The organism is Klebsiella sp. w6, assembly GCF_033100215.1.
Lineage (GTDB): Bacteria > Pseudomonadota > Gammaproteobacteria > Enterobacterales > Enterobacteriaceae > Klebsiella > Klebsiella variicola.
On sequence record NZ_CP136907.1, the window covers coordinates 593,396 to 605,982 of the forward strand.

The 12,587-nt window shown below is 56.5% G+C and carries 14 protein-coding genes; 3 read left to right on the forward strand and 11 right to left on the reverse strand.

What is annotated here, in order from left to right; all coding sequences use genetic code 11:
* Positions 1–73: 73 nt before the first annotated feature.
* The 9 genes from R0140_RS02910 to R0140_RS02950 all read right to left on the reverse strand — a co-directional run bounded on the left by R0140_RS02910 (position 74) and on the right by R0140_RS02950 (position 5,981).
* Positions 74–466, reverse strand: a complete 393-nt coding sequence (locus R0140_RS02910) for a DoxX family protein (RefSeq protein ID WP_002917920.1) — start codon at positions 464–466, stop codon at positions 74–76.
* A 356-nt stretch (positions 467–822) separates the two neighbouring features.
* Positions 823–1,119 carry a YqjK-like family protein gene (locus R0140_RS02915; protein WP_022066322.1) on the reverse strand — a complete coding sequence of 99 codons (297 nt, stop codon included), beginning with the start codon at positions 1,117–1,119 and terminating at the stop codon, positions 823–825.
* Entirely contained in the window at positions 1,116–1,514 is a 399-nt protein-coding gene (locus tag R0140_RS02920) for a phage holin family protein (protein ID WP_012540496.1), read from the reverse strand. The genes R0140_RS02915 and R0140_RS02920 overlap by 4 nt, the downstream gene beginning before the upstream one ends.
* Positions 1,515–1,516: 2 nt before the next feature.
* On the reverse strand, positions 1,517–1,822 hold the full coding sequence (locus R0140_RS02925; protein ID WP_008806586.1) for an ElaB/YgaM/YqjD family protein: 306 nt from the start codon (positions 1,820–1,822) through the stop codon (positions 1,517–1,519).
* Positions 1,823–1,867: 45 nt separating this feature from the next.
* The gene (locus tag R0140_RS02930; RefSeq protein ID WP_032741017.1) at positions 1,868–2,236 is read right to left on the reverse strand and encodes a DUF1090 domain-containing protein; all 369 of its coding nucleotides are present in this window, start codon (positions 2,234–2,236) and stop codon (positions 1,868–1,870) included.
* A 149-nt stretch (positions 2,237–2,385) separates the two neighbouring features.
* A complete protein-coding gene (mzrA, locus tag R0140_RS02935) occupies positions 2,386–2,763 on the reverse strand; it encodes an EnvZ/OmpR regulon moderator MzrA (protein WP_162493301.1) in 378 nt (125 codons plus the stop codon).
* Positions 2,764–2,771: 8 nt separating this feature from the next.
* Entirely contained in the window at positions 2,772–3,434 is a 663-nt protein-coding gene (gene yqjA / locus R0140_RS02940) for a DedA family general envelope maintenance protein YqjA (protein ID WP_004206121.1), read from the reverse strand.
* A gap of 341 nt (positions 3,435–3,775) precedes the next feature.
* Positions 3,776–4,552, reverse strand: a complete 777-nt coding sequence (gene exuR / locus R0140_RS02945; protein ID WP_012967188.1) for a transcriptional regulator ExuR — start codon at positions 4,550–4,552, stop codon at positions 3,776–3,778.
* Between the two features lie 127 nt (positions 4,553–4,679).
* Positions 4,680–5,981 carry an MFS transporter gene (locus R0140_RS02950; RefSeq protein ID WP_008806582.1) on the reverse strand — a complete coding sequence of 434 codons (1,302 nt, stop codon included), beginning with the start codon at positions 5,979–5,981 and terminating at the stop codon, positions 4,680–4,682.
* 482 nt (positions 5,982–6,463) lie between these two features.
* Between R0140_RS02950 and uxaC the strand changes: the two genes are divergently transcribed.
* From uxaC to R0140_RS02965, 3 genes are all read left to right on the forward strand, one after another.
* On the forward strand, positions 6,464–7,876 hold the full coding sequence (gene uxaC / locus R0140_RS02955; protein ID WP_032736454.1) for a glucuronate isomerase: 1,413 nt from the start codon (positions 6,464–6,466) through the stop codon (positions 7,874–7,876).
* An 18-nt stretch (positions 7,877–7,894) separates the two neighbouring features.
* Positions 7,895–9,382 carry a UxaA family hydrolase gene (locus R0140_RS02960; RefSeq protein WP_317703937.1) on the forward strand — a complete coding sequence of 496 codons (1,488 nt, stop codon included), beginning with the start codon at positions 7,895–7,897 and terminating at the stop codon, positions 9,380–9,382.
* Between the two features lie 129 nt (positions 9,383–9,511).
* Positions 9,512–10,066 (forward strand): YgjV family protein, encoded by a 555-nt coding sequence (locus R0140_RS02965; protein ID WP_008806579.1) that lies wholly within the window; start codon positions 9,512–9,514, stop codon positions 10,064–10,066.
* Between the two features lie 15 nt (positions 10,067–10,081).
* On the opposite strand, the gene sstT is transcribed toward R0140_RS02965, so the two are convergent.
* Both sstT and R0140_RS02975 read right to left on the reverse strand, forming a co-directional pair.
* The gene (sstT, locus tag R0140_RS02970; RefSeq protein WP_008806578.1) at positions 10,082–11,329 is read right to left on the reverse strand and encodes a serine/threonine transporter SstT; all 1,248 of its coding nucleotides are present in this window, start codon (positions 11,327–11,329) and stop codon (positions 10,082–10,084) included.
* A 231-nt stretch (positions 11,330–11,560) separates the two neighbouring features.
* On the reverse strand, positions 11,561–12,532 hold the full coding sequence (locus R0140_RS02975) for a TerC family protein (RefSeq protein ID WP_008806577.1): 972 nt from the start codon (positions 12,530–12,532) through the stop codon (positions 11,561–11,563).
* Positions 12,533–12,587 lie beyond the last annotated feature (55 nt).

Below are 12,587 nucleotides of genomic sequence, written 5' to 3' on the forward strand. Positions count from 1 at the left end.
CTTCCTCCTGCAGATAGCAAAAGCGAGGAGATATCCCCTCGCTTTTTTTAGATTTTTACTCAGTATAGTGCGCTTACCACTTTTTATTCAGTACGCGGTCGATGCTGAATGCGCCCGGTCCGGTAATGGCCAGCAGCAGATAACCGCCAGCAATGGTCAGGTTTTTCATGAACATCAGCGAGTTCACGCCTTCCGCAAAGTTGCTGTGGAACAGGAACGCGGTCAGCAGCGTAAAGCCTGCGGTGAACAACGCGGTGGTACGGGTCAGGAAACCGAACAGAATCGCCAGACCGCCGCCGAATTCAAGGAGAATGGTCAGCGGCAGCAGTGCTCCCGGCACGCCCATGGCTTCCATATACTGCTGGGTTCCGGCGTAACCAGTGATTTTGCCCCATCCTGCAGTGATAAACAGAATCGGCATCAGAATACGCGCTACCAGTACACCAACATCTTCTAATTTTTTCATTTCTTACTCCAGAAAACCCAAAGGGCGGCAGTTTTGTTTTTTAGCGCAATCCCGCGTGGTTACACGGTGTTGCTGTCGATGGAGAGGATAGTAACGAGGCGGAGAGGGAATTGTTAGCAAGGAAAACTGTAGATCTTCTTCAAAGTTTCTGAGCAATAACTGCGGTGAGGAGAAATTTTCTGGCGACGAGGGGAACTACCCGTCCCGATATCGGGTGGCTGAGCGGAATGAATTGAGATCTGAGGGGGGCTAACCGCGGGTTGCGGCGAAGGCCCCGGCTGCCGCGAACGGCGTATTGTATCGGACGGGGAAATGGCAGAGCGGGGCGCCCGGATAAGCGCCCGCGCTCCGGGCTGCTAGTGTGTTGACGACTGGCGCAGGATCCCGCGGACCATCCGCCAGGTGCTCCACAGTCCGAGACCGCGTTTGGTCCAGCGCATCAAAAAGTGCGGGTGTCGTATGGACCAGACGGCCATCAAACCGCTGCCAACCATCAGCCACGAACGTAAACTCAGCAGCGTATGCCAGCCGCGATCGAGGGGCGCTGTCGCCTCCAGCCAGTGGCGACGACAGGCGCTAAGCTCCAGTCGTTGCTGGTGGATCTGGCGCAGCAGCAGCGCCTTTTGCCGTTCACGCTCCTGTCGGCCATTCACGGTTTATCGTCCTCCAGAAGGGCACGGTCGTTCTCCAGCTCTTTACGCGTCAGGCGCAGCAGCGTGGAGCGGCGCGCCTTACGTAGGGTAAGGATACCCACGATCGCGGCGGCGAGGAGCAGAACGACGGTGGTGGCGATCATGACGTGCAGGCGGTACTGGGCGTCAACGGCCCAGATAACCAGCACCAGCAGACTCATGAGGCCAAACGCGGCAAACAGCAGCGTCAGTCCGGTCATGATCAGCAGCTGGAAGAGGTTGGCTTTCTCCTCCTCCAGCTCCACGACGACCAGGCGCAGCCGTGTTTCCACCATTTCGACCAGCAGCGTGACGATACGCTGGCCAATGGAGAACACGCGCTGGCCTGGCCCCTGCGTGTGTTGAGTATTCGCCATAATCAGCGACGCGACAACAGGACACCCAGCACCAGCCCGACGGCGGCACCAATCCCGACTCCTGTCCACGGATTTTCGCGAACATAATCATCCGCCCGCGCGGCGGTCTCGCGCGTTTGACGCAAAATCGCATCGCTGGTTTCACCCAGGCGTGCACGACTCTCTTTTAGCGCGCTCTCTGCTTTACTACGCAGTTTACCAATCTCTTCTTTCGACTTGTCCGCCGAGGAATTCAGAACTTCCTCCAGGGTATCCGCCAGCGTTTTCAGTTCTGCACGAAGGTCGTCAGTTACATTCTCTTTAGCCATGTCGTTCTCCTGTAGCGTGGTCCGTGTTGCGAAAGTTAACTGTTATTAGTAGTCCCGAGACTCCAGCGTTTTTAACTCCTGTTGCGCTTCATTGAGTTTATGCTGGCGTTTGTTGATTTTGTCCGCATCGCCTTTCTTCCGGGCTTCCTGCAGATCGCGATGACGTTCAGCGATCTCTTCCCGCTGTTTGGCAATTTTTTGCTGATGATCGGCTTTGAGTTTACTGTCGCTGCAGTTTTCCCGTACCTGACGTAGCGCGGTATTTAGCCCATCAATGCGACTTTGATTATGATGCTTTTCGGCATAGCTGATCTCTCGTTGAATATCCTGCTCTTTTTCCTGGCAGGGAGAGGCTGCTATGGCGCTGGCGCTAAGTGAAGTCAGGGCCAGAAGCAGAGCGATGCGGTGTTTCATGGATAGTACCTTCCATTGTCTGAGGGTATACCCGGAGGATATACCCGTTCCCGATGGTGAACGGGAATGCGTTGATTCCCGCAGGTTTAAGCATAGTAACAAATGCAGGAAACCACCAGACTGCGTAAAAAACGCAGTAAGGCGGTAGTTTACCCGAGCCGGTGAGGCGCGTCGCGCAGACGGGATAACCAGGCGGTGGCCGAGTTATCGTCCTCCAGCAGGGCAATAATATAACCATGTGGCAGAGCGCGACCGAGAACCTCTTTCGCCGCCGCGCCCTGGGCGGTGGAGTCGAACTTAATCAGCAGGCCATCTTTTTGCGGCGTAATGCTCTTAAAGCGGATACCGTTGGCGTCGAGATGATGCCAGACGGAGAAGCCGTCCGGCATGCTGACGCCCTGGCCAACCGGACGGATCGCCAGCGTGGCCTCCTGCTGCTGCACTGCCAGCCAGAGCCAGAACAGCGCGCAGAGCACAAGAGAGCCACCCAGCAGCCAGCTCAGCTGGCGCAGGGAGGGGCGTTTAATGACCATCATTAGCCCCGGCTTCTGTATTTTTTCTTCCACAGCACCACCAGCGAGCCGATCAGTCCGAAGACCAGCAGCGCGACCGGAAGGAGCATCAGGCAGGACATCAGCTGATCTTCATACTTGAGGAATACCGGGGTTTTGCCCAGCAGATAGCCCAGCGAGGTCAGGATGAGCACCCACAGCAGGCCGCTCATCCAGTTAAAGAACTGAAAGCGAGCGTTATTGAGGCCTGAAAGGCCGGCAATCGTCGGCAACAGCGTACGCACGAAGGCGATAAAGCGGCCGATCAGCAGCGCGGAGAGCCCATGCTTATGAAACAGGTGATGCGCGCGTTGATGATAGTGAGAGGGCAGATGCGACAGCCAGTTTTGCACGATCCGCGTATTGCCCAGCCAGCGCCCCTGAATGTAGCTCAGCCAGCAGCCGAGGCTGGCGGCGGCGGTAAGCAGCAGCAAGGTTTCCGGAAAGCCCATCGCCCCTTTGGCGATCAGCACGCCCACGAGCACAAGCAGACTATCCCCCGGTAAAAACGCGGCAGGCAGTAACCCGTTCTCAAGGAACAAAATCATAAACAAGACAAAATACAGCATGCCAATCATGGAGGGATTCGCGAGCGTTTCGTAATCCTGAGCCCACAAGGCATTCAATAACTGGGTTAAAAGTTCCATTCACGATTCCTGGTACATCGGTTAACGGCACGTCTGAGCGCGTGGCATGTTGGGCGACAAGATTTTTATGAGATTTTGGTCGCTGCTTAGGCGCTCTGAACGCTTCCCTGTATAAGACTGAAGTAAGTAAACACTTACCCCCAGAACGGCAAAATGCATCTAATTGTAACAAATCAGCTGACTTTACGTCAGAGAAATTGCAAGGTGTTGCTCGTTGATTTTGCTGATTGCGGCGGTGGGAGGCGAGAGGATTTACACAGGCTGACACTATATATGTTTTACTTACTCCAGCCGGCCTGGGGGGCAGGCGCGCAGGGGCCGCGCGCCGTCAGGATAAGCGCTTATTTCGCGCTGTTGGCCGCCGTATCGAGATGAACTACCGGATTATCGGCAAATAAGTAGCGATCGGCATTAAATTCAAAGTCATCGCTGGTTTCGTTAAACAGCATTTGCTTGGTATTTTCCAGATGCTGCCACATCGCCAGCTTGGCGGCGTTGGGATCTTTACGCAGCAGGGCTTTCAGGATCTGATCGTGATCGTCGCACCAGTTATCGACCGTGCGCAGGTCGATATGCTCATGCAGCTTTTTCCAGTACGGGTTATGCACGCGCTGGGTCCACATTTTTTCCACGATCGCCGCCAGCGCACTGTTCTGCGTGGCCAGCGCCACCTGGACGTGGAACTGGAGATCCCACTCGGAGTCGCGGAAACACTTCTCGTTGCGCGCTTTCTCCTGAATCTCCATCAGCTTCATGATGTCCTGTTTGGTCACCTGAGTCGCCGCGAATTCAGCAATATTGCTTTCAATTAGCTGCCGCGCCTGCAGGAGTTCAAAAGGGCCATAGTTGGCGAATTCAAGGCTTTCATCGGCCACCTGCTGGTACTTGGGATGGTTGGAGATGACATGAATACCCGACCCTTTGCGGACTTCGACATACCCTTCCACTTCCAGCATGATAATGGCTTCACGAACCACGGTGCGGCTGACGTTTTTTTCATCGGCGATAAAGCGCTCGGCGGGCAGCTTATCCCCTACAAGGTAGACACCTTGTTCGATGCGCGTCTTCAGCTCAGCGGCAAGCTGCTGATACAGACGGCGTGGTTCAATGATTTCCATATTCGCTCCCGCAAGATGGCGACAATATTCGATTTGTTATACCACTTTTACACGCTTTCCACCACTGGCAGGCATGAAAAAGCCGCCTGAGAAGGCGGCTCGATAAGCGGTCATATCAGCACATGATCTAACTCTGCGTGGCGGGTTTGCGGCTGCTAAGCGGCGTCGAGTCATCGTCAGCCGGTTTGTTTTTCAGCACCGTCCAGATAACCAACGCGCCCAGCAGGTCAAAGACGGCCAGTACCGCAAACAGCGGGCTGAAGCCGATGGTGTCTGCCAGCGCGCCGACAACCAGGGCGAACATGGTGCTCGCCAGCCAGGCGGCCATCCCGGTCAGACCGTTGGCGGTAGCGACTTCGTTACGGCCAAAGACGTCGGAAGAGAGGGTGATCAGCGCCCCGGACAGCGCCTGGTGAGCGAACCCGCCGATGCACAGCAGGGCAATCGCCACGTACGGGCTGGTGAACAGGCCGATCATCCCCGGGCCAATCATCAGCAGGGCGCCCATGGTGACCACCATTTTACGCGACACGATCAGGTTGACGCCAAACCAGCGCTGGAACAGCGGCGGCAGGTAACCGCCCACGATGCAGCCGAGGTCGGCGAACAGCATCGGCATCCAGGCGAACATCGCGATCTCTTTCAGGTTAAAGCCGTAAACCTTAAACATGAACAGCGGGATCCAGGCGTTAAAGGTCCCCCAGGCCGGCTCGGCGAGGAAGCGCGGCAGGGCGATACCCCAGAACTGACGGTTGCGCAGGATCTGCCACGGCGACATTTTCTTCGCGTTATTGGTCTGATGCTGAGACTCCTGACCGCCAATGATGTAGTCGCGTTCTTCGTCAGATAATTTTTTCTGGTCGCGCGGGTGTTTGTAGAAGATAAGCCAGGCGATGGCCCAGGCGAAGCTCAATACCCCGGAGATGATGAACGCCATCTGCCAGCTGTGCATGACAATCGCCCACACCACCAACGGCGGCGCGATCATGGCGCCAATAGAGGAACCGACGTTGAAGTAGCCCACCGCGATAGAGCGCTCTTTTGCCGGGAACCATTCAGAACTGGCTTTCAGCCCGGCAGGGATCATCGCGGCTTCCGCTGCGCCGACTGCGCCGCGAGCCAGCGCCAGGCCGCCCCAGCTGCCTGCCAGCGCGGTTGAGCCGCAGAATATCGCCCAGGCGATAGCAAAGAAGGCATAGCCGATTTTGGTCCCGAGAATATCGAGGACGTAACCCGCGACAGGCTGCATGACGGTGTAGGCAGCGGAATAGGCTGCAATGATATAGGAGTACTGTTGAGTCGAGATGTGTAACTCTTCCATCAGCGTCGGCGCGGCCGCCGCCACGGTGTTACGGGTCAGGTAGCCCAGCACGGTGCCTAGCGTCACCAGCGCAATCATGTACCAACGTAACCCTTTAATTTTACGCATGTAAACCTCATCGTCTGTTATCTTTCCGCATCAGGTGCGGCCTTTCCTGACGGCAATACGCGGTCGGGAAAGCGAAACGGAGGGTTCAGGAGGGGGGATCCCCCTCTGGCCCGAACCTTACCATCAGTTGTTATGTTGAAAGTCGGTGTCCATTCCGTATAAGCCGATGCCATAAACACCGGTAATGCATTCCGTCGGTTTATATGTTGCGACGGCAGAAAGATAACTTGTCATACAACTTTAAAAGTTGAGTGCTGTCACAAAAGTGGGAAAGTTAGTGTGGTCTTTAGCCCTTACCGGGAAAGCCAGAGATGGCGCGCCCTGCCGGGGTGTTTTCCAATGAGGCGGTCGTTTTTTTATCGACGTTTATTGATCTAACTCACGAAAAACAGCTCGGTCTGTAGAAATTGGTGTGATAACTTTGTCAGCATTGTAGTCAATCATCTGAAAGGCTCCCGCTACGGAGCGAAGAGGACACGCGAATGACACCGTTTATGACTGAAGATTTTCTACTCGATACCGAATTTGCTCGCCGTCTGTACCACGATTACGCCAAAGATCAGCCGATTTTCGACTACCATTGCCACCTTCCGCCGCAGCAGGTTGCCGAAAACTATCGCTTCAAAAATCTGTATGACATCTGGCTGAAAGGCGATCACTACAAATGGCGCGCAATGCGCACTAACGGCGTACCGGAGCGTCTGTGTACCGGTGATGCGTCCGATCGCGAGAAATTTGACGCCTGGGCGGCAACGGTGCCGCACACTATTGGCAACCCGTTATACCACTGGACCCATTTAGAGCTGCGTCGCCCTTTTGGTATTACAGGTAAGCTGTTGTCTCCATCCACCGCCGATGAGATCTGGGACCAGTGCAATGATTTACTGGCTCAGGACGCCTTCTCCGCCCGCGGGATCATGAAGCGGATGAATGTGAAGATGGTCGGTACCACCGACGATCCGATTGATTCTCTCGAGCACCATGCGGTTGTCGCCAAAGATACCTCCTTTGATATCAAAGTGCTGCCGAGCTGGCGCCCGGATAAAGCATTCAACATTGAACAGGCGACCTTTAATGACTACATGGCGAGGCTGGGTGAGGTGTCCGATACCGATATTCGCCGTTTTGCGGACCTGCAAAGCGCTCTGACCAAACGTCTGGACCACTTTGCCGCACACGGCTGCAAGGTCTCCGACCACGCGCTGGACGTGGTGCTGTTTGCGGAAGCGACCGACGCCGAGCTGGACGCCATTCTGGCGCGCCGTCTGGCTGGCGAGCCCCTCAGCGAACACGAAGTGGCGCAGTTCAAAACCGCGGTGCTGGTGTTCCTCGGCGCAGAATATGCCCGTCGCGGTTGGGTACAGCAGTACCATATCGGTGCGCTGCGTAACAACAACCTGCGTCAGTTCAAACTGTTAGGCCCGGATGTGGGCTTCGATTCGATCAACGATCGCCCGATGGCGGAAGAGCTGTCTAAGCTGCTGAGCAAGCAGAACGAAGAAAACCTGCTGCCGAAAACCATTCTCTACTGCCTGAACCCGCGCGATAACGAAGTGCTGGGCACCATGATCGGTAACTTCCAGGGTGAAGGCATGCCAGGCAAGATGCAGTTCGGCTCCGGCTGGTGGTTCAACGATCAGAAAGACGGCATGGAGCGGCAGATGACCCAGCTGGCGCAGCTCGGCCTGCTGAGCCGCTTCGTCGGGATGCTGACCGACAGCCGCAGCTTCCTCTCCTACACGCGCCACGAATACTTCCGCCGCATTCTGTGCCAGATGATCGGCCGCTGGGTGGCTGCCGGCGAAGCGCCTGCGGATATCGCGCTGCTGGGCGAGATGGTGAAAAACATTTGCTTTAACAATGCGCGTGACTATTTCGCCATTGAACTGAACTAAGGCCAGAGGTCGGTTGATATGCAATACATTAAAATCCATTCGCAGGATAACGTCGCGGTCGCGCTGGCGGATATCGCTGCCGGTAGTGTGGTGACGATTGATAAGGATTCGGTCACCCTCGGCCAGGATATCGTTCGCGGCCACAAGTTTGCACTGCGCGCTATCGCGAAAGGGGAAAACGTCGTTAAGTACGGGTTGCCGATTGGCCATGCGCTGGCGGATATCGCGCCGGGCGAGCATGTTCATGCGCACAATACGCGCACCAATCTCAGCGACCTTGACGCGTATCGCTATCAACCGGACCGGGTTGCCCAACCGCCACAGCCTGCGGATCGCGAAGTGCAGATTTATCGTCGCGCCAACGGTGACGTCGGCGTGCGCAATGAGCTGTGGATCCTGCCGACCGTCGGCTGCGTCAACGCGATGGCCAGACAAATGCAGAACCGTTTCCTGAAAGAGACGTATGGCGCTGAGGATATCGATGGGGTGCATCTCTTCAGCCACACCTATGGCTGCTCGCAGCTTGGGGATGACCACATCAACACTCGCACCATGCTGCAAAATATGGTTCGTCACCCGAACGCCGGGGCGGTACTGGTGGTTGGCCTTGGCTGTGAAAACAACCAGGTGGATGCCTTTCGCGAAACGCTGGGCGAGTTTGACCCGCAGCGTGTGCACTTTATGGTTTGCCAGCACCAGGACGATGAAGTGGAAGCGGGGGTTGCGCATCTGCATCAGCTGTATGAAGTGATGCGTCAGGATAAACGCCAGCCGGGTAAATTGAGCGAGCTGAAGTTTGGTCTCGAGTGCGGGGGATCGGACGGCCTGTCGGGCATTACCGCTAACCCGATGCTGGGCCGCTTCTCAGACTATGTGATCGCCAACGGCGGCACCACCGTGCTGACCGAAGTGCCGGAGATGTTCGGTGCTGAACAGCTGCTGATGAGTCACTGCCGTGACGAAGCGACCTTCGACAAGCTGGTGACCATGGTCAATGACTTTAAGCAGTACTTTATCGCACACGACCAGCCTATTTACGAAAACCCTTCCCCGGGTAACAAAGCCGGGGGGATCACCACCCTGGAAGATAAGTCGCTGGGCTGTACTCAGAAAGCGGGTTCCAGCCAGGTGGTGGATGTCCTGCGCTACGGCGAGCGCCTGAAGGTTCATGGTCTGAATTTGCTGAGCGCGCCGGGCAACGACGCGGTCGCCACCAGCGCGCTGGCCGGCGCCGGCTGTCATATGGTGTTGTTTAGCACCGGACGCGGCACGCCGTACGGCGGCTTTGTGCCGACGGTGAAGATCGCCACCAACAGCGAACTGGCGGCGAAGAAAAAGCACTGGATCGACTTTGATGCCGGGCAGCTGATCTATGGCAAAGCGATGCCGCAGCTGCTGGAGGAGTTTGTGGATGCCATTGTGGCTTTCGCTAACGGTAAACCGACCTGTAATGAACAGAATGACTTCCGCGAACTGGCCATCTTTAAAAGCGGTGTTACCCTGTAAAGGTGTATTCACATTGGCGCCCAGGGGCGTAGAACGTGTATCGGCCTGATAGCGTAACGCCATCGGGCTCGTAACAGCGGCGTTTCAGCCAGTGAAGCGCCGTTTGTTTTTTTCAGTCAGGGAGCTTTCATGACCGCGTATTGGCTGGCCCAGGGGGTCGGCGTCATCGCCTTTCTTATCGGCATTACCACCTTTATCAACCGCGATGAACGCCGTTTCAGGCTACAGCTGGCGGTCTATAGCGCTATTATCGGCGTTCATTTTTTCCTGATGGGCGCCGGGTCGGCCGGAATGAGCGCCGGGCTCAATGCGCTACGTACGGTCATTTCCTTACGCACCCGTAGCCTGTGGGTGATGACCGTCTTTATCCTCCTGACGCTGATCCTCGGCCTGGGCAAACTGCAGCATGCCATGGAGCTGCTGCCGATCATTGGCACCGTCGCCAGCACCTGGGCGCTGTTTCGTTGCAAAGGGCTGACCGTCCGCTGCGTGATGTGGTGCTCCACCGCCTGCTGGGTCACGCATAATCTGTGGTTGGGTTCGATTGGTGGGACGCTGATTGAAGGCAGTTTTCTGATCGTCAACGGGCTGAATATCATTCGCTTCCGCCGGATGCAAAAGCGCGGTATCGATCCGTTTAAGGTTGAAAACGCAGTCCAGGAAGAGAGCCCCTCCGCCCGATAGCGGAGGGGAAAGGCATTAGCTGCGCAGGGCGTTTTTCGCCAGCTGGTCATCTTCTGCTATGCAGGCCGCGGCGGTAAACAGGGCGTCGGTTGAGGAGTTGAGCGCCGTTTCGCAGGAATCCTGCAGCACGCCGATAATAAAGCCGACGGCAACCACCTGCATCGCCACATCGTTCGGGATCCCAAACATATTACAGGCCAGCGGGATCAGCAGCAGCGAACCGCCCGCCACGCCGGAGGCGCCGCAGGCGCACAGCGAAGCGACCACGCTCAGCAGCAGCGCCGTCGGCAGATCCACCGGAATATTCAGCGTATGCACCGCCGCCAGCGTCAGCACGGTGATCGTGATCGCCGCGCCCGCCATATTGATGGTCGCCCCCAGTGGAATGGAGACCGAATAGGTATCGCGATCCAGATTCAGCTTTTCACACAGCGCCATATTCACCGGAATATTGGCGGCGGAGCTGCGGGTGAAGAACGCGTAGACGCCGCTTTCGCGCAGGCAGGTCAGCACCAGCGGATAGGGGTTACGGCGGATTTTCCAGAACACCAGCAGCGGGTTAATCACCAGCGCTACCAGCAGCATACAGCCGACCAGCACCAGCAGTAGCTGGGCGTAGCCCCACAGGGTCTCGAAACCGGTGGTCGCCAGGGTGGAAGAGACCAGACCGAAGATCCCCAGCGGTGCAAAACGGATCACCACTTTGACGATGAAGGTCACCGCATGGGAGACATCGTTGATCAGGTTTTTGGTGGTGTCATTACCGTGACGCAGGGCGAAGCCCAGCCCCACCGCCCACACCAGAATGCCGATATAGTTGGCGTTCAGCAGGGCGTCGATCGGGTTAGATACCATGCTCATCAGCAGGCCGCGCAGCACTTCGACAATCCCCGACGGCGGCGTGATGCTGTCGGCGGCGGTGGTTAAATGCAGAGTCGACGGAAAGACAAAACTAAACAACACCGCGGTCAGCGCCGCGCTGAAGGTGCCCAGCAGATAGAGAAACAGAATGGGGCGAATACTGGTTTTTTGTCCGTGCTGATGGTTAGCGATGGAGGCCATCACCAGCATCAATACCAGCACCGGCGCCACCGCCTTTAACGCGCCGACGAACAGGGTCCCCAGCAGACCGACGGCAATGGCCGTTGGCTTAGAGACCAGCGCCAGCAGCACGCCAAGCACCAGACCGATTAAAATTTGTTTCACCAGGCTGCCTTGCGCCAGGCGTGAGATCCACCCCGATGGGGGAGTGCGTGTGGTCATAATTCATTCCTTCCAGTGATGTAGCAAGCCATCCCAGCCACGTATTATTTGTTACGTTTATGTCAGGATGTAAGTAGATGTTTGCATAGTCGAGTATACGGAAAGAATGGCGGGCGGGAAGCGTAAAATGCTGTGATTTTAATCTGGATCTTGTTTTTTAACTATGTAGTAACATAACTGTGACATGAGCAGAGATTGCCGTCGGCGATGGCCGACGGCGCGTTGTGCAGATTACTCAGGCAGTTTGCGCTGCTTGTCGTGTTGCTTGTTGACCCAGGCGTTAATCAGCAGCGTGACGGCCAGGATGCCTCCTACTACGCCCAGCGAGATGGCGACCGGGATATGGTAGAAGTCGACGATCAGCATCTTCACGCCAATAAACACCAGGATCACCGACAGACCGTATTTGAGCATCGAGAAGCGCTCGGCGACCCCCGCCAGCAGGAAGTACATGGCGCGCAGGCCGAGGATCGCGAACAGGTTTGAGGTCAGGACGATAAACGGATCGGTGGTGACCGCGAAGATCGCCGGGATACTGTCGACGGCGAAAATCACATCGCTCAGTTCCACCAGGATCAGCACCAGCAGCAGCGGCGTGGCGAACAGCACCCCGTTTTTACGGGTGAAGAAGCGCTCGCTCTCGATTTTATCCGTCATTCGCAGATGGCTGCGGATCCAGCGCACCAGTGGTTTATCGCCGATGCCGGAGTCATCTTCTTTCGCCAGCGCCATCTTCACGCCGGTAAAAAGCAGGAAGGCGCCGAAGACGTACAGCAGCCAGTCAAACTGGGAAATCAGCCAGCTGCCGGCGAAGATCATGATGGTACGCAGAACAATCGCGCCCAGCACGCCATACACCAGTACCCGGCGCTGCAGAGCAGGCGGTACGGCGAAATAGCTGAACAGCATCAACCAGACGAAGACGTTATCGACCGCCAGCGCTTTCTCAATCAGATAACCGGTGAGGAAGGCTAAGGCCTGCGGGTCAGCGACGGCCCGGCCCTGGGTTTGTACCAGATACCACCAGAAGGCGGCGTTGAACAGCAGAGAAAGCGTGACCCAGAGGATTGACCAGCCCGCGGCCTGCTTCATGGTCATGCTATGCGAACCGCGTCGTCCCTGAAGCAGCAGATCGATTGCCAACATGATCGCGACGACGACAGCGAATCCACCCCATAGCAACGGCGTGCCGACAGTATTCATTTGATATTCCTTACATAAAAACAAAACGGCTGACGTCGGAAGACGGCAGCCGCTG

Excerpts from the sequence above, each read along its gene's own strand:
- R0140_RS02910 (WP_002917920.1), bottom strand. The coding sequence starts at position 466 with ATGAAAAAATTAGAAGATGTTGGTGTACTGGTAGCGCGTATTCTGATG.
- R0140_RS02920 (WP_012540496.1), bottom strand. The coding sequence starts at position 1,514 with ATGGCGAATACTCAACACACGCAGGGGCCAGGCCAGCGCGTGTTCTCC.
- R0140_RS02925 (WP_008806586.1), bottom strand. The coding sequence starts at position 1,822 with ATGGCTAAAGAGAATGTAACTGACGACCTTCGTGCAGAACTGAAAACG.
- R0140_RS02930 (WP_032741017.1), bottom strand. The coding sequence starts at position 2,236 with ATGAAACACCGCATCGCTCTGCTTCTGGCCCTGACTTCACTTAGCGCC.
- yqjA (WP_004206121.1), bottom strand. The coding sequence starts at position 3,434 with ATGGAACTTTTAACCCAGTTATTGAATGCCTTGTGGGCTCAGGATTAC.
- exuR (WP_012967188.1), bottom strand. The coding sequence starts at position 4,552 with ATGGAAATCATTGAACCACGCCGTCTGTATCAGCAGCTTGCCGCTGAG.
- R0140_RS02950 (WP_008806582.1), bottom strand. The coding sequence starts at position 5,981 with ATGCGTAAAATTAAAGGGTTACGTTGGTACATGATTGCGCTGGTGACG.
- uxaC (WP_032736454.1), top strand. The coding sequence starts at position 6,464 with ATGACACCGTTTATGACTGAAGATTTTCTACTCGATACCGAATTTGCT.
- R0140_RS02960 (WP_317703937.1), top strand. The coding sequence starts at position 7,895 with ATGCAATACATTAAAATCCATTCGCAGGATAACGTCGCGGTCGCGCTG.
- R0140_RS02965 (WP_008806579.1), top strand. The coding sequence starts at position 9,512 with ATGACCGCGTATTGGCTGGCCCAGGGGGTCGGCGTCATCGCCTTTCTT.
- sstT (WP_008806578.1), bottom strand. The coding sequence starts at position 11,329 with ATGACCACACGCACTCCCCCATCGGGGTGGATCTCACGCCTGGCGCAA.
- R0140_RS02975 (WP_008806577.1), bottom strand. The coding sequence starts at position 12,532 with ATGAATACTGTCGGCACGCCGTTGCTATGGGGTGGATTCGCTGTCGTC.